The 16,468-nt window shown below is 56.9% G+C and carries 12 protein-coding genes; 9 read left to right on the forward strand and 3 right to left on the reverse strand.

Going from position 1 to position 16,468, the window contains the following annotated elements; translation table 11 throughout:
- Positions 1–40: 40 nt before the first annotated feature.
- The 3 genes from GS636_RS18350 to GS636_RS18360 all read right to left on the reverse strand — a co-directional run bounded on the left by GS636_RS18350 (position 41) and on the right by GS636_RS18360 (position 2,642).
- Positions 41–1,015 carry a TRAP transporter substrate-binding protein gene (locus GS636_RS18350; RefSeq protein ID WP_171671435.1) on the reverse strand — a complete coding sequence of 325 codons (975 nt, stop codon included), beginning with the start codon at positions 1,013–1,015 and terminating at the stop codon, positions 41–43.
- 24 nt (positions 1,016–1,039) lie between these two features.
- Entirely contained in the window at positions 1,040–1,582 is a 543-nt protein-coding gene (locus GS636_RS18355) for a 3-hydroxyanthranilate 3,4-dioxygenase (RefSeq protein WP_171185587.1), read from the reverse strand.
- A 106-nt stretch (positions 1,583–1,688) separates the two neighbouring features.
- A complete protein-coding gene (locus tag GS636_RS18360) occupies positions 1,689–2,642 on the reverse strand; it encodes a dihydrodipicolinate synthase family protein (protein ID WP_171671438.1) in 954 nt (317 codons plus the stop codon).
- Positions 2,643–2,789: 147 nt separating this feature from the next.
- Between GS636_RS18360 and GS636_RS18365 the strand changes: the two genes are divergently transcribed.
- The 9 genes from GS636_RS18365 to GS636_RS18405 all read left to right on the forward strand — a co-directional run bounded on the left by GS636_RS18365 (position 2,790) and on the right by GS636_RS18405 (position 16,454).
- Complete coding sequence (locus GS636_RS18365) at positions 2,790–3,563, forward strand: aspartate dehydrogenase (protein ID WP_171671440.1); 774 nt, start codon at positions 2,790–2,792, stop codon at positions 3,561–3,563.
- A 2-nt stretch (positions 3,564–3,565) separates the two neighbouring features.
- Positions 3,566–4,531, forward strand: coding sequence for a LysR substrate-binding domain-containing protein (locus tag GS636_RS18370; protein ID WP_171671519.1), 966 nt, complete (start codon positions 3,566–3,568; stop codon positions 4,529–4,531).
- Positions 4,532–4,612: 81 nt separating this feature from the next.
- Positions 4,613–6,043 carry an NAD-dependent succinate-semialdehyde dehydrogenase gene (locus GS636_RS18375; protein WP_171671443.1) on the forward strand — a complete coding sequence of 477 codons (1,431 nt, stop codon included), beginning with the start codon at positions 4,613–4,615 and terminating at the stop codon, positions 6,041–6,043.
- Positions 6,044–6,172: 129 nt separating this feature from the next.
- Positions 6,173–8,398 carry a PAS domain S-box protein gene (locus tag GS636_RS18380; protein WP_171105430.1) on the forward strand — a complete coding sequence of 742 codons (2,226 nt, stop codon included), beginning with the start codon at positions 6,173–6,175 and terminating at the stop codon, positions 8,396–8,398.
- 136 nt (positions 8,399–8,534) lie between these two features.
- Entirely contained in the window at positions 8,535–9,641 is a 1,107-nt protein-coding gene (locus tag GS636_RS18385; protein ID WP_253762880.1) for a cytochrome-c peroxidase, read from the forward strand.
- An 11-nt stretch (positions 9,642–9,652) separates the two neighbouring features.
- Entirely contained in the window at positions 9,653–10,837 is a 1,185-nt protein-coding gene (locus GS636_RS18390; RefSeq protein ID WP_171094650.1) for a cytochrome-c peroxidase, read from the forward strand.
- A 5-nt stretch (positions 10,838–10,842) separates the two neighbouring features.
- A complete protein-coding gene (locus tag GS636_RS18395) occupies positions 10,843–11,412 on the forward strand; it encodes an arsenate reductase (azurin) small subunit (RefSeq protein ID WP_170675639.1) in 570 nt (189 codons plus the stop codon).
- A gap of 14 nt (positions 11,413–11,426) precedes the next feature.
- Positions 11,427–14,108, forward strand: coding sequence for an arsenate reductase (azurin) large subunit (locus GS636_RS18400; protein WP_171671446.1), 2,682 nt, complete (start codon positions 11,427–11,429; stop codon positions 14,106–14,108).
- 141 nt (positions 14,109–14,249) lie between these two features.
- On the forward strand, positions 14,250–16,454 hold the full coding sequence (locus GS636_RS18405) for a HEAT repeat domain-containing protein (protein WP_171671448.1): 2,205 nt from the start codon (positions 14,250–14,252) through the stop codon (positions 16,452–16,454).
- The last annotated feature ends 14 nt before the right edge of the window (positions 16,455–16,468 follow it).

Genomic DNA, 16,468 nt, shown 5'->3' on the forward strand with positions numbered 1-16,468 from the left:
CGCAGGTTCGACCTGCGCCCTTTTCGTCATGCCGTTTGCGTTATTTTGTTTCTGCCGCAGTCTGCCGCAAAGCGTCAAGGGAGGAGGTCTTCTCGGACCAGATCCCGTTCCACTCTTCAATCGCGTCGCCAAAGAACGCAGCGTCAACCTTTTTGTAGGCTTTGCCCGTGCCTTCGATCTGCTCCAGCCATTTAGAATCGTTTTCGACATAGGCGTCGATGGTGCTGTCGACATGTTTGGCCATCAGTTCAGAAATCATCGCTCGGTCTTCTTCGGACAAACTCGCCCAGACCTTGGCCGATACCAGACCAACCATCGGGAACATCATATGATCCGACTGCACGATGGTGTCAGCGTGTTCATAATACTTCAGAACCCAGATCAGCTCGGCATCCATGTCGATGGCGTCGACCTGGCCGTTGGCCAGCGCATCATAGACCGCTGGCAAGGGCATTGGTGTAGGCGCGGCACCTACCGCGTTGTAGAAGTCGAGGATAGGCGTGAATGGCGTGATCCGCAGCTTGAGGCCTGACAGATCTTCGGCGGATGAAACATCGCCGCGGCTGACGATCTGGCGCAGCCCGGCCATACCATATCCCAAGCCCACGACGCCGACTTGTCCCGGCAGCGGTTCCAGCATGGATTTAGCCGTGTCGGATCGCAGGATGCGACCCGCGTGACCAATGTCATCTGCCAGATAGGGAGCGTAAAAAGCCCCTAACTCGGGCGCGCGGTTAGAAACCTCGGCCACCGTCATGAAGGCCATGTCCAACGCACCGGTTTGCAATTGCTGCAACATTTCAGCTTCGTTCCCCAGCTGGCGCGCGGGGAAAACCGACACCGAATGCGCGCCACCACTGGCCTCATTCAATTCAGCCCCAAACGCCTCGGCAGCTTTGGTCCAAATGTGGGGTGGAGGTGTGATCAGCCCCAACCGGAATTCTTCGGCCTGAGCGGCGACGGATGACATTGCCAGCACAGCCGCAGAGGCGGCAATTTTTGCGATATGTTTCATGACTTCCCCTGTTTTGATCTTATTTCACAATGTAACCCAGCCCTCGGGCGGTTCCTTGCCCGGATGCACAGCCTGACAGTTCGGGCAAGTACGATCTTCTTCCGAGGCATAGAACTTCTGATAAACCGGAGGCAGGTCATCAACGATGGACTTTAGCTGCATTTCCGCACGATGCACCAGTGATCCGCATTCGAAGCAGTACCATTCGATGGCATCCAGCTCACCCGTCTGGCGTTTTGGTTCGATCACAAGCCCTATCGAGCCTTCCTGTGGGCGTTGCGGAGAATGGCGCACATGCGGTGGCAGCAGGAACACTTCACCTTCGCGGATCGGAACGTCATAGAATTCCTCGCCGTCAAAGATTTTCAGAACCATGTCGCCTTCCAGCTGATAGAAAAACTCTTCCACAGGATCGTCATGATAATCGGTCCTCTTGTTCGGCCCACCAACAACCGTGACCATCAGATCGGCATCTTCCCAGACCTGTCGGTTGCCTACAGGTGGCTTGAGCAGATGGCGGTGTTCGTCGATCCAGGCTTTGAAGTTGAATGCTTTCAGTTTTGACATGTCCCACTCCCTATCCCCGAAAGTTTGGCGCGTTTTTCCATAACAGCAAAGAAATTATCAGCATCTAGCTATCAGATTTCTTTATAAAGCTCAGCGCGTAACCGTTTTAGACGCGCAGGCCGCATTCGTCGAAGGCTTTGCGAATGATCGTCTTTTCAGCCTCGGTTAGTTCCAGCATCGGTGGACGCACATGGCCACCGACCTGACCCAGTAACTCCTGCCAATATTTTCCAAATGCGGTGGGCTTGCCCGCCGGACGCGCGCGTTTCATGGCATCCCGAACCGGGTTCAGGCTGTCAAACACACGTCGCGCTTCATCCGCCTCTCCGGCAAAGGCCAGTTGCGTGTATTCGTTCATCCGCTGATCGACCTTGCTTTGCAGCTGATAAGGCGGGGAGGAACAGAGATAGAGCTTCCAGTCGAGTTCCAGGATATTGTCCAGCCATTCATGCTCGGCCGAGGTCGAGACATGGATCTTGTCTCCGACCATATGTGTCAGTTTCACATACATCTCGCGTGGGACCGAGTATTTGATGGCCACGATATTCGGCAAGTCCGCTATGCGCGCGCATTCTTCAGGCTGCATCAGATAACCGCTGTCAGGGTGGCTCCACATGGCGATGCCGATGTCCAGTTCGTCACAAAAGCGTTTGTAATACTGATACAAAACCTCACCGCGATCCTGCACAAAGCTCAGAACCGGCGCGTGCAGCACGATGTAGTCCGCTCCGCAATTCTGCGCATGATGCGCCAGCTCCAACGCTGTATTCATGTTCTGATCTGAGACCGAGACAATCACGCCGGCCTTGCCTGCGCATTCTTCGACGGCAATTTCGAAGTTCCGCTTGCGTTCCTCAAGGCTCATCGAAAAGAACTCGCCCTGTTTTCCGGCAATGAACAGGCCCTGAATGTCCAGATCGTCGATCCAATGGCGGATGTTGGCGCGCAGTCCATCCTCGTCCAGCGTCAGGTCTTCGATGAATGGATTCAATGCCGCGGCCCAGATCCCCGTCATGTTTTCGCGAGCGTAGGCTTTGGCGTCGTGTTTTGAGTATTTCATTTTTAGCGCAGTCCCAGTGGCTTTGAGCTTATGAAAAGCACAACGCGACAGTCGATCCAGAGCAATTTCAGGGAAATGGCTATCGGAAATTTTTATATCACAAACTTACCAATTCAGGTTTTTTCAACGCTGGTCTAGGGTTCAGGCATGAAAATTGCAGTCATCGGAACCGGCGCAATAGCGCAATTTGTTCAGCACGCCTTGCCAGAACATGGGCACGAGTTGGCGGCCATTATGGTCAGGCCGCATCGTGTCGATTCAAAATCGCCCCTGTCAGTCGGCTCGGTTGAGGATCTGCCGGATGGTGTTGATATGGTTCTCGACTGCGCAGGGCACGAGGCTTTGGCCGGTTTGGGGCCAGACATTCTGGCACGGGGTACCGATATAATCAGTGTCTCAGTCGGGGCGCTGGCGGATCAGCAGGTTGCCGACCGGTTGGACAGGGCCGCGCGACAAGGTGGGGGCCGCTTGCATTTGGCTAGTGGCGCCATTGGCGGGTTGGACTGCCTCAGGGCTGCTGCAGTTGGTCCGCTCAAGTCCGTTACCTATGTGGGGCGCAAACCACCTGCGGGGTGGAAAGGGTCGCTTGCTGAGCAATCCCTTGATTTAGGCAAAATCAGCAAGGCCGAAACGCATTTTCAGGGTTCCGCCCGAGAAGCAGCGCTGGCCTATCCCAAGAATGCCAATGTCGCAGCTGCCGTTGCATTGGCGGGTGTTGGGTTTGATGAAACACAGGTTCGTCTGATCGCCGACCCGACAATCGAGAAGAACATTCACGAGGTCGAGGCCGAAGGCGACTTTGGCACCTTTCAGTTTCGGATCAGTGGCACAGCTCTGCCCGACAATCCGCGAAGCTCGGCGCTTGCGGCGATGAGCGTGCTGTCCAAGCTGGATCAGCTTTGCAAACCGATTGTTCTCTAGCCATGGTCGGGCGTCATTCCCGCATCGTGGATCGTGCGTTGACCCGGCTGAAGCTGCGCCAACTGCGTCTGCTGGTCGCGGTGGGTGCGCATGGAAACATCCAGAATGCTGCGCGCGAGTTGGGAATCTCTCAACCCGCTGCCACCAAGATGATTCAGGATCTTGAGCTGGACTTCGAGGTTAAACTGTTCACGCGCACCAATCGTGGGGTGGTCCCAACTGTTTTCGGAGAGACCCTGATCCGTCATGGGAAGCTGATCTTTGCCCAGGTTTCGAACGCTGCGCAGGAACTTGATGACCTAAACGAAGGGAATTCGGGTCGCGTTGTGGTTGGCACGTTGCTTGCAGCGTCGACCAGTCTTTTGCCTGCGGCCATTGAACTGCTGCTGGAAGACCGCCCGAATGTGGCGGTCAAGATCAGCGAAGGCACCAACGAGGTCCTTATGCCCCGGCTGCTGTCGGGCGAGATCGACATGGTTGTGGGCCGTCTGCCCTCGCATCGGCATCGCGACAAGATCCGGCAGGAAAAACTGTTTGAGGATCGAATATTGGCCATTGTTGGTCCGCAGCACCCGCTGGCCGGTCGGGACGACGTGACATTTGCCCAAACCAAACCATTCGGCTGGATACTTCCACCGCAAGAGACCACGTTGCGGCGTCAGGTCGATCATTTCTTTGTTGGCCAGCAGCAATATGTGCCGCCAGTTTTGATCGAGTCGGTGTCATATCTGACGAACCGTGCGCTGTTGCAATCACGCGACTTGATCGGCCTTATGCCCGCAGAAGTCGTCGCGCAGGATGTCGAAAACGGGCACCTTGCCCAGCTGGCCTGGGCGGTTCCGTTCGGGCAGGGGCCGATTGGTGTGTCTTTCCGAGCAGACGATGATCTGTCGCCCGCCGGCCGGGCCTTTAAGACAGCATTGCACAGGGCGGCGCAGGGTAAACCGATCAGCTATTCGCCAAAGTGATACCCGTATTTGTTCAATTCACTTGATGTAATACGAGGCGTCGCGCGATTTGAAAACAAGGCAAGAAGAGGTGTCAGCTTCATGTATCCAGAGCTTAAACTGTTCATAGATGGCGCGTGGCGAAAGACCGGACGTGACATCCCGGTGATTAACCCGGCGACCGAAGAAGAGCTTGGACGGCTGCCCTGCGCGTCGGTCAAGGATCTGGACGATGCGCTGGAAGCTGCTGTCAAAGGCTTCCGCGTCTGGAGCCGAACGTCTCCTCGCGAACGCGCGGATACAATCCTGCGTGCTGCGGCCCTGATGCGCGAACGCATCGACGTGATTGCGCATTCAATGACCCTGGAGCATGGCAAACCCTTCAAGCAAGCCCGACTTGAAGTGATCCGAGGCGCTGAGTTCTTTGAATGGGACGCGGGCGAGGCCATGCGAACCTATGGGCGTATCATTCCGGCGGCCTGGGGTCACAAATTCGCCGTACATCACCAGCCAATTGGCGTTGTCGCCGCGTTTTCACCGTGGAATTTTCCCATGAGCCAACCGGCCCGGAAAATCGCCGGTGCATTGGCTTCGGGGTGTTCGGTGATTTTGAAAGCCGCAGAAGAAACCCCCGCAGGGGCCTTACATATCGCCAAGGCGTTCGAAGATGCCGGGTTACCGCCGGGTGTTCTGAATTTGGTATTTGGGGAACCGGCGGAAATTTCCGGGCATCTGATCCCTCAGGATCCGGTACGCCTTGTGGCTTTTACCGGATCTACAACCGTTGGGCGACACCTGACCGCTCTGGCAGCGCAAAGTGACACACGCGTTCTGATGGAGTTGGGCGGGCATGCACCGGTCATTGTGTGCGAAGACACGGACGTACAAGCTGCGGCCATCTCTGGCGCGGTGCGCAAGATGCGCAACGCGGGGCAGGTCTGTACTTCGCCCACTCGCTTCTTTGTGCATCAAAGCATTTTTGAGTCATATGCTCGTGATTTTGTGCAGCGGGCTGCTGACACCGTTGTTGGTAACGGTTTGGATGCTGAGGTCGAAATGGGCCCACTTGCCAACGACCGACGCGTGCCCGCGCTGAGTGAATTGGTCGAAGACGCGCGCGCCAAAGGCGCGATTGTCGCCACAGGAGGCGCGCCTTTGGGAAACCAAGGTTACTTCTTCCAACCTACGGTCTTGTTGAACGTTCCTGAGACTGCGCGGATCATGCAGGAAGAACCATTTGGTCCAGTGGCCGTCATCAACCCTGTATCGTCGTTGGACGAAGCGATCGAACAGGCAAATTCTGTTCCCTATGGCCTGGCCGGATACGCCTTTACCAACAGGGCAGACTACATCGACCGACTTGTCGATGAGGTTGAGGTTGGCAACCTGTCGATTAACACTCTTGAAGCGTCGATGCCGGAAACACCCTTCGGAGGGGTCAAGTCCAGCGGGTCCGGCCGTGAGGGCGGAACCGAAGGGCTTGAGAATTACATGACGGTCAAAAACGTCTGGCACTCAGCCAAGATTGTCTGAGCAAATCCGCATATCCCAAAGAAGGCACGATTTGCCGCGTTTAAAGCGCTTCGCAAAAAGTGTGTCGTCCGGGTACCAAGGGTAAGTCCAAACGGCAAGGATCAGGTCGGAGGAACAATGGTGTTCACAATGAGCCAACCCGCGACAACCAAAGGTGCCCCACCAGAAAAATCTTTGACCGCACCGCTTGGTGTGGCCATCGCGATGGGTGTCGCGCTAGCATTTATACTCTCGGTATTTTTGTACATGTCCCGAGAAACAACAGACCGTATCGGCGAGATGCGAAAGGTTTGGCAGGGTTATTCTGTCGAGACGACCCCACGCGGATATTGGATATCGGAAATCCGGGGATATTTTGGGTATGGCGGGCTGATCCACAACTTCAAGAACTACGTCTTGCGGCTTGACGCCGAATACAGTCCGATCTTGCAAACGCAGTCGCAGAACCTGCTTACAACGATTGAGACCTATCGAAATGCTGCCCCTTCGCAGATCGAACTGGATGCGTTGCAGCGGATCGAAAAGGTGGCGCGCGAGTATATTGGGAATATTCCCAAGATCGAAGCGGGCATAGCCGACGGCCTGCGTGCCGAAGAAATAGATGCTCTGGTGCGGGTCGATGACAGCGACGCACTAGAAGCGCTGTCCCAGCTCGAGGCGCTTTGGATCACCGAGCGGGATCAAAGCTTGTCAGATATGGTGCAGGCGTTCTCGGAAGGGGAACAGCTGGTGCGGCGTTTTTCTGTCCTGCTGGTTGGCTTGATTGTTGTTGTCGGCGTGATCGCGATCCTGACCACGTTGCTTATCGCCAATATCCTACGCACCAATCGTCGTCTGAAAGCCGAATTGGAGTTGCGTGAACAAGTGGAACTGGCCGAGCGCAAACTTGCACGGGCAGTCGAGCAAAGCCCGGCCTCGATCATAATCACGGACACGGAACTGAAGATCGAATATGCCAATCGCAAGTTCTTTGATCTCAGCGGATACGAAGCCGACGAGATCTATGGGCGCACCCCCAAAATGCTGCAATCAGGACATTCGGGGCAGGGGGTTTACACCGATCTAAGGCAGAAACTGCAACGTGGGCAAAGCTGGTACGGCATCTTTCGGAACCTCAGCAAAGACGGCAATCATTTCTGGGTGTCGACCGCGATTTTTCCTTTGGTCGATCAAAACGGCAAAGTTACCCACTACATTGGGATTGGCGAAGACATCACCGAAACCCGGCGCACGCATGAGCAATTTGCCCAAGTGCAGAAAATGGAAGCAGTGGGCATTCTGGCAGGCTCGGTTGCGCATGATTTCAACAACGTGTTGATGAGTATCACCGGGAATGCCGATTTGATCGAACTGGATGCGGAAGGGAATGACGATATCCAGACCTCGGTCAACCATATTCGAATCGCTGCGCGCCGCGCGCAAGCGTTGGTCCGCAAGATGTTGACATTCGCCCGGCAAAGACCACGTAACCCGCGACGTGGCGATATGGTGAAAGCCACCCAGGAAGCACTGGACCTTATTCGGGTGTCTGCGCCACCCAGTGTCCAAACGCGCTTCGATGTAGAAATCGAAACTGCTTTTTCCGATTTTGATGGCACCCTGTTCTTCCAGACTCTTTTGAACCTGTGTCACAATGCGTTTGAAGCTATCGGCGATCAGCCCGGCGAAGTCGTGTTGCGCATAGGCTTGGCCGAAAAGGATGCGCTGGATGACCTGCCAGACGGCGCCATCGGCGTAATCCGTCTGGATGTCAGTGACACGGGACCGGGCATTGCCCAGGACCTGCAGGAACAGGTATTCCAACCCTTTTTTTCCACGAAGCCTGTTGGCAAAGGCACCGGTCTGGGCCTGACCATCGTGCACAACACGGTTGAGGAATGCCATGGTCGTGTTGAACTGCATTCTGAGCCTGGCAAAGGCACCTGTTTCAGCCTGTACTATCCGTTGATGCCTGCGCTCAGCCTTGAAGATCAGGCCGAGGTCGAGGCCGTAGCCGGTGACGAACATGTCCTGTTGGTCGACGATGATGAGAACATCCTCTACGTGACCCGTCGATTGCTGACGAGATATGGCTATCGGGTCGAGGCGTATTCCGATCCGCTAAAAGCGCGTGATGCGTTTCGCGAGAACCCCGACGGCTATGACATCCTGATCAGCGACCTGATGATGCCTGGCCTTCGGGGTACAGATCTGATCGAATCCGTACGCGCGGTGCGGTCTGATTTGCCTGCGATTTTGATCAGCAGTTATTTCGACGATGCCGAGGTAACGGTTGCCGGAGCCTCGCCCATCATGGTTCAAAAACCACTGGAAGTTCAGTCGCTTGCCCGGATCATCCGATCTCAAATGACCTGAGCTTGTAACATAATTTAACATCTCTTCTCATAGTTTAACAAAGCTCAAATTCTCACGAAACAACTGCTCCTTAGTATTTGCTTAGCCGGTCCTTGGCCACGCCGAGAGATCGGAATAGCGAAAAAGGGGCTTTTAGATGATGACCAAAGCCAGAACATGGTTCTCGGCGCTATCGACAGTTTCGCTGCTGACGATGGGCGTCGCGTTCCCGGTTCACCAGGCCCAGGCGGATGAGCCGGGCCCGGTAGAAGCCATAGAGTTCGACCCAGCCAAGGCGGCCCTTGGCAAGCGACTGTTTTTTGATCCGCGACTGTCTGGCGACACCGAGCTGTCTTGTGCCAGCTGCCACCAGCCGGAAAACGGGTTCACCGACGGACAAGCGCTGTCAGACGCATATGCGGGCAGCCTGCATTTCCGCAACGTGCCGACGCTGATCAACAGCGCCAAGCGCGCAGCGTGGTTCCACGACGGTCGCATAGGCACCAACCTCAACGACGTGACCCGCGAAAGCATCACCGAGACATACTCGATGAATATGGACATGCGTCTCATGCAGGAACGCATCAAGCAGGACCCGGTCTACGTCGAGATGTTCGAAGCCGCCGGATTTGGCGAACCTTCGAACGGCGGTGTCCGCAATGCGATCCCGGAATACCTGAAAACGCTGATTTCGCGCGGGGCACCTTTCGACTCGGGTGAGATGTCGGATGAGGCCAAAGCGGGGTACGAGTTGTTCAACGCAAGCGGCTGTAACTCGTGCCACTCGGGTGAGCGGTTCACCGATGACCTGCCGCACAATATCGGTGTTGGCGACAATCCCGATATCTGGGCAACTCCGGAACGTCACATCACTTTCGTGACCATGATGAAGTTCCTCGGCGTCGAGAACTACATGAACCTGCGCGCCGATCCTGGTGCATATATCCGCACCCACACCGCTAACACGTTCGGCACCTTCATGACCCCAACGCTGCGCGAGCTGACCTATACGGCACCGTATATGCATAACGGCTCAATCGCGACGCTGGAGGATGTGGTCGCTTTCTACAACGCCGGTGGCGGTGACGACGAAAACAAGGATCCGCGCATCAAACCGCTGAACCTGAACGAGACCGAGCAAGCACAACTGGTGGCCTTCCTCAAGGCATTGTCCGGCGAGCCACTGACCGGCCCCGAATTCGTCGCCGAAGAGATCGATACGGACTATGCGCCGATCGAAAACTGGCAAGACGCAACAAACTGAGGAGTGGACCCATGAAAGACCTTAAGTCTTACCTTTCAGGCACAATCGCCACCGCTGCCCTGTTTGCCGTCCTTGGTTCGCAGGCCATCGCGGAAACCAGTATGGAGATTGAGGCCGGTATCGGCGGGGCAGACCCCGACCCGGATGCGCCACTGGTAGCGCTGGGTGAACCACCCATCCCGCTGGACAACCCGCAAACCGACGCCAAGATCGAACTGGGCAAAATGCTGTTCTTCGACCCGCGTTTGGGCGGTAACCCATCGACCCCGTGTTCAGCCTGTCACCTGCCCGAAGTGGGCTGGGATGTCGAGGCACCGATCTCGTTTGGCTATCCGGGTACAACCCACTGGCGCAACAGCCAGACCGTTGTGAACTCGGCTTACTATGGGAAACTGTTCTGGGCGGGTTCGTCCAAAAGCCTTGAGAGCCAAGCGAAATCCGCCGCAGGCGGTGCAGTCGCCGGCAATGGCGAGGCCGACATGATGGAGGCGCGTTTGGCCTTCGTTCCTGAATATGTCGAACGGTTCAATGATGTCTTTGGCGATCAATGGCCGCGTATCTCGAACGCATGGCGCGCCATCGCCGCGTTTGAGCGCACCATTGTTCAGACCGACACGCCCTTCGACAATTATCTGCGCGGGGATGATGCGGCACTGACGGACGAGCAAAAGCGCGGGTTGGAGTTGTTCACTGGCAAGGCGCAATGTTCCGAATGCCACAACGGTGCGCTGCTGTCGGATGAGAAATATTACAACACCGGCGTGCCCCCCTATGACGGTTGGCAGGATGATGGTTTGGCTCAAGTCACCTTCCGGTATGAGCTTTATGCCAAAGGCTCGACCGAAGAGATGTATCGCCACACCAAGGACGACCCCGGCTTTTATTTCCGCACCAAGGAAAAGGCTGACAAGGGCAAGTTCCGAACACCAAGCCTGCGCTACACCCTCTATACCGAACCTTACATGCACAATGGCATGTTAGAGACGCTTGAGGATGTGGTCGAATTCTACAACCAGGGCGGTGGCGAGAATGAGTTCTCGGCCAACAAAACCCAGCTGATCCAACCCCTTGGCCTGAATGATCAGGAAAAGGCGGATCTGGTGGCCTTCCTGAAATCCCTGTCCGGTGACGAGATCCTGGTCGAAGAACCTGATCTGCCGGATTACCAGCCGCTTCCTGCGGCAGCAGAGGAGTAAGCGTCATGACAGATCATAACGCGACCGGATGCAGCTGTTCCGGCGAGGCCAAAAAGGCCTGCACCGTGAACCGCCGCCAGTTCCTGTTCGCCTCAGGGGCCACGACCTTTGCCGTGATGGTGGCCATGCCCACCCGCCACGGTCAGGCCGAACAGGTTCCCGCCCTTGTGTCCACTTATCCGCGCAAGCTGATCGGCAAACTGTCCGAGCTGGAACAGGATGTTCCGGTCGAGTTTTACTACCCGGATGAGGGCGATTATTCGGACTCGATCCTGGTCAAGACCGGCGTGGAAAGCGGCGGTGGCATCGGTCCGCAAAAGGATGTTGTGGCTTTCAACCTCACCTGCACCCACCAGGGCGGGTCGATGTACGACAGCTACAAGCCTGAACATAAGGTGCTGGGCCCATGCCCGCTGCACCTGTCCACCTATGACGTGACACGGCACGGCATCCTCGTTTCGGGGCAAGCCTACCAGTCTTTGCCGCAGGTTCTTTTGGAACTGGACGGTGATGACATCTACGCCGTTGGCATGTTCGGCCTGATCTACGGCCGCTACGACAACCTGATTGCATAAGGGGAGACGGTATCATGGCAACCCCGTATTACGTACCCGAAACCAACGTCCCGCTGCCGCCTAAAGGCGCCGAGGTCATCTCGACCGCCTGCGATTACTGCATCGTGGCCTGTGGTTACAAAGTCTACCGCTGGCCCGTGACGGCCGAACCCGGTGGCCCAACTGCGGACGAAAACGCGTTTGGCGAGGATTTCCCTGTTGCACCTCTGGGTGCCTGGGTTGCGCCGAACCAGCACAATATCGTGCTGCACAAAGGCCAGCCGCACCATGTGGTGATCATTCCTGACAAGGACACGCAATACGTCAACACTGACGGCGACAGTTCCTTGCGAGGCGGGTGTATCGCGCAGAAATGCTATAACCCGCAGACACCGACACGCGACCGTCTGAAGACACCGCTGATGCGGATCTATGGAACATTGATGCCAGTTCCGTGGGATCTGGCGCTGGATGTGGCGGCCGAGGTGGGCAACCACGTCATCGCCAAGCACGGCACCAACGCTTATGGCGTGAAAACCTTCAGCTATCAGTATATCGAGAACACCTATGCGATCTCGAAATACGCGCTGCGCCATATCAACACCGCCAACTTCACTTTCCACGACACGCCGTCCGATGTGACCTCGACCCCCGGTTTCAGGGATGCGGGCTTTGACAACTTTGGCCCCTCCTATGAGGACTGGCGCGATGCGGAAACCTTGCTGGTTTGCGGCACCGACCCGTATGAGACCAAGACCATCCTCTATACCCAATGGATGATGAAGGGGATGCAGAACGGTCAGAAGGAGATTTATCTGATCCCACGCCGGTCTGCCGGTGTTGCCCATGCCGAGAAAATGGGCGGTCTGCATATCGACGTTCTGCCGGGCACTGACCTGCTTGTCGTCAATGCCATTGCCCGTGTCATCGTGGAAAATGGCTGGGAAGACAGCGACTGGATCAAGAAATGGGTCAACAACAAATGGGAAAGCTCATCCGGCTTTGGTCAGGGCACCCGGAACACGCCATGGCAGTGGCGGACAACCTGGGGCAAGTTCCAGACCAAGGGCTTTGAAGACTGGAAAGAGTGGCTGCTGTCGCAGGACGAATTCGCGCCTGAGACCGCTGCGGCCATGGCCGAGATCGACGTGCAGAAGATTTACACTGCCGCCGAATGGCTCGCCAAACCTAAAGAGGACGGTTCGCCCCCGAAAACCTCGATCATGATCGAGAAAGGGTTCTATTGGTCCAACAATACCGGCAACACGCAGGCGATCTCCGCTCTGGGTATCATCTGTGGGTGTGGCGGACGTCCGGGTCAGGTCATTGGCCGGGCCGGTGGCCACCAGCGGGGCGGCGTGAAGGGCGGGAAATACCCGCGCAACAAATCGCCTGAGAAACTGCCGGGTCGTCGTCGCCGTGCCATGGATACTGACCGGTATCTGATCGCAGGCCATACCCGTATGGCCCACGTGATTGGCACCACCTGGATCCAGTCCATGTGCGGCAGCCAGCAGCTGGCTGACAAGTTCGAAGAACTCACTGTCCGCAACCCGCACCAGATCGCCTCTTTCGACAAGCAAGAGATGATCGACACGCTGAAGGCCCGCGCCGACAGCGGTGGCATGGTGGTGATCAACCAGGACATCTATCTGCAGGACCCAATCGGCAACCGCTATGCCGACATCGTGTTCCCCGCAGCGACCTGGGGTGAAGAGGACTTTCTGCGTGCCAATGGCGAACGCCGCCTGCGTCTGTATCAGAAGTTCTATGATGCGCCCGGTTCAGCGAAACCTGACTGGTGGATTGTTGGGCAACTGGCGCAGCGGATGGGCTTTGACGGGTTCGACTGGCAGAACTCGAACGAGGTAGCGGAAGAGGCCGTGCGCTTTACCCGAGGGTCGCGCAAGGATTTCCACGCTGTTTACCGTTTGGCCAAGAAAGAGGGCAAAGGCCTGCACCAGAAGGTCCGTGAATTCGGCACCGATGGTGTACAATGCCCGGTCATGCTGGATGCCGATGGCGTCACGCTGATTGAAACCAAGCGCTTGCACGACACAACCCGCACGTTGCCCGATACCGGAGCGGCAGGTGCGGATGTGTTCAACAAAAAGCTGACGCATTTCAACAGCCAGACCGGCAAGTGCAACATCCAGAAATCGCCCTGGAACCTGTTCTCGGACTATTGGGAATGGCTCAGCCCGAACAAGGAAGAAGGCGAGCTTTGGGCCACCTCGGGTCGGATCAACGAGCGTTGGCAATCCGGTTTTGACGACCGCCGTCGCCCGTATATCGTGCAGCGCTGGCCGGAAAACTGGGTCGAAATCCATCCCGACGATGCGGCTGAGCGCGGCATCGAAAGCGGCGACTATGTGATGGTGTATTCGGAACGCGTTCCGGGCAACAAACACACGCTGCTGGGTGTGGAAGGCGATGACTTCCAGTTCTCGAAGCTGATGGAGAACGGGCATATCGAGCTGACCAAAGCGGCGATCACCGCCGTGGCCATGGTCACGCCCGCCATCAAGAAAAGCGTGGTCTACATGGACTTCCTGCACATGCAGCAGCCCGCAAACGCGCTTGAGGGCCGGATCGTCGACTGGATCAGCGGCAACTACAACTACAAGATGGGTGTTGCCAAAGTCCGCAAACTGGGGCCCAGCCCCTACAAAACGTCGTTCCGCACGATGTCCTTTGCACCGCGTGACATCGCCTGATGACAGCATACCGGGGGGCGGACGCCATGCCGCCCCTCTGGTTCGGTCCCACTGCAGAAGGGACCACCTGGAAGGCAGGTATCGGTTGGGAAACCTGCCTTCCACTTCCCAACCTTCCCAACACAAACATGGCAGCTTGATATGAACATTCAGACCAATACCGCCCTGAGAGACGAGGCCACCGGCCTGTTTTCCGAATATGCAAAATCCGAATATGACGTTATTCGCCTGCGCGCGATTCAGGCCCTGACCACCATAGGCGCCAGCAATAGCCCGGCCCTGATCGAAGCACTGCTGGACGACGATGAGGACGTCCGACAGGATGCCGCCCAAGCCTTAGGGGCATTGGGTGTGAAAGAAGCAGCCCCGCAATTGCTTGAAAACCTGATCCACGACCCGTGTGGTGAGGTCAAACTGGCCTGCGTTACCGCTCTGGCCGAGTTGATGGCAGCGGATGCCGCGCCCTATCTGCGTACGCTCGTAACCGGACGAGGCGACGAGATCACGTGGGACGAAGACGAGCTGCATCAGGATGAGTGGGACGACTGGCTGGACACCCAAATCGCAGCCATCAAGGCGTTGGGCCAGATGGGAGATGCAGCCGCGATTGAACCCATTGTCGTAGCCTTGATGGACGAAGATGGGCAGGAGTTGGGCGATGTTGCCTGCGAGGCTTTGGGACGGATTGGCGTACCAGCCGTGCCAACTCTGGGCGTTTTCACACAGTCTTCAAACCGCCGCTTGCGCCACCGCGCCCTACGTACCCTGGCGACGATTGGTGGTGAAGAAGCCGAAGGTCTTCTGCGCAAGGCTTTGAATGATAAGGATGGCGCTGTTCGTTTGATTGCCTATGAGGCACTGATGCCCAACGATCCGGTTCTGGTCGAGCAGGCATTGACGGACTCTGTGGAAGAAATTCGGATTGCCGCGCTCAATCAGTCCGGTTTGTCGGAACCCGAACTGCTGGATCGTATGATGCGTGACCCCGGCGCCAAGGTTCAAATGGCGCTGATCGATCGACTGGATCGTAGCCAGCCTATCGCGGATCAGGAAGACTTGCGCTGGCAAGTGCTGGACTTCCTTGCCACCGGTCAACAGCCCGAGGTCTCGGCGCAGGCGTTGGGCCTGTTGTCAGCTTTGGCGCCGACTTTGGTGGCGGATCGCCTGAATGCGCTTTTTTCTGTTGAAAGCGATGACCTCAAGGCTGAGCGCCTGCAATGGGCTATCGTGGATGCTCTTGCGACTTCGCCCCTGCGCGAAGCGGCTGAATGGTTGCAGCGTGCATGTCGCTCGCCCTTCCGGTCCGTTCGGCTCAAGGCTGTGGCGTCTCTTGCCTTGATCGTTACTGACATGGATCGCCCGCATGTAAATCAACAACAGGGACGCGAGTTGCTGTTGTCCTACGCATTGGCGCCTATGCCGGTTGCAATAGAAGAGGAAGAAAAAGACGCTCCGCTAACCGACATCGCTGCGTTGCAAGACGCGGGTCTTGATGTGTCAGAAGGCGGTGAGAATGGCCCGACATCCAGCCTCGGTGCGATCTTGGGTCATGATGCTATTGCTGCTGAAATGACACAAGAGGCCGCGGAAGACGACGTCCAGCCGCTTAGCCCGCGCGAACAAGCTCTGTTGGCCAAGGCGACCCGTCATCCCAAACGCCGTCGCGTGGCGTTGGACGACGATGCCGAGGCGTTAGAAAGGGAAACTCGCATGTCTGCCATCCGCCTGTTGGGCGAAATTCGCGGGATGCAGATCATGCTTGCTCAGATTGCCAAGGACCCCGAAACCGACATAGCACAACACGCCTTTGCAGCGCTTGGCGTTTCAATTGTGCGCAACGGGCTAGAGCTGGGCGAAGCGCAACTGGTCGACCTGATCACTCAGGGGCTTTCGCACACAGATTCCACCCTTTCACTGCAAGCGTTGAAATTGCTGCAAAAGGCCGATCTGCCACCGCAAGACGCGCTGAGAGGTAAGTTGCGGGCGATGATAAAAACCGGAGATACTGCCTTTCGTATCGACGCCATGCACGTCCTAACCCAATGGGATGGCACCCCGGACGTGGCGCGTAGCCTGCTGGATGACATCTCGGCCCCGGTACGGCAAGCAGCGATGCGTCTTTTGTCGGTGACAGCACCGGATCAGGCAGGCGCTGCCATTGTGCCGTTCCTTCTGGCCAACCCCGAGCAGCGAATCCTGACCTATGTCAAAGACGACGCCCCTGCGGTGATGTCCATTGGTCGCCAATTGCTGGCCGAGTTGCGCGACGAAGACCACCGCGCCGAATGGCCGGTGATGATAAGCGCGCTGGCCGATTTGTTGGGGGAACCTTCACGGGCGGCCTGAACCCGGAGGGACAG

The sequence above is a fragment of the Ruegeria sp. HKCCD4884 genome (assembly GCF_013110855.1).
Lineage (GTDB): Bacteria > Pseudomonadota > Alphaproteobacteria > Rhodobacterales > Rhodobacteraceae > Ruegeria.

Excerpts from the sequence above, each read along its gene's own strand:
- GS636_RS18380 (WP_171105430.1), top strand. The coding sequence starts at position 6,173 with ATGAGCCAACCCGCGACAACCAAAGGTGCCCCACCAGAAAAATCTTTG.
- GS636_RS18355 (WP_171185587.1), bottom strand. The coding sequence starts at position 1,582 with ATGTCAAAACTGAAAGCATTCAACTTCAAAGCCTGGATCGACGAACAC.
- GS636_RS18390 (WP_171094650.1), top strand. The coding sequence starts at position 9,653 with ATGAAAGACCTTAAGTCTTACCTTTCAGGCACAATCGCCACCGCTGCC.
- GS636_RS18375 (WP_171671443.1), top strand. The coding sequence starts at position 4,613 with ATGTATCCAGAGCTTAAACTGTTCATAGATGGCGCGTGGCGAAAGACC.
- GS636_RS18400 (WP_171671446.1), top strand. The coding sequence starts at position 11,427 with ATGGCAACCCCGTATTACGTACCCGAAACCAACGTCCCGCTGCCGCCT.
- GS636_RS18405 (WP_171671448.1), top strand. The coding sequence starts at position 14,250 with ATGAACATTCAGACCAATACCGCCCTGAGAGACGAGGCCACCGGCCTG.
- GS636_RS18360 (WP_171671438.1), bottom strand. The coding sequence starts at position 2,642 with ATGAAATACTCAAAACACGACGCCAAAGCCTACGCTCGCGAAAACATG.
- GS636_RS18385 (WP_253762880.1), top strand. The coding sequence starts at position 8,535 with ATGATGACCAAAGCCAGAACATGGTTCTCGGCGCTATCGACAGTTTCG.
- GS636_RS18350 (WP_171671435.1), bottom strand. The coding sequence starts at position 1,015 with ATGAAACATATCGCAAAAATTGCCGCCTCTGCGGCTGTGCTGGCAATG.
- GS636_RS18395 (WP_170675639.1), top strand. The coding sequence starts at position 10,843 with ATGACAGATCATAACGCGACCGGATGCAGCTGTTCCGGCGAGGCCAAA.
- GS636_RS18370 (WP_171671519.1), top strand. The coding sequence starts at position 3,566 with ATGGTCGGGCGTCATTCCCGCATCGTGGATCGTGCGTTGACCCGGCTG.
- GS636_RS18365 (WP_171671440.1), top strand. The coding sequence starts at position 2,790 with ATGAAAATTGCAGTCATCGGAACCGGCGCAATAGCGCAATTTGTTCAG.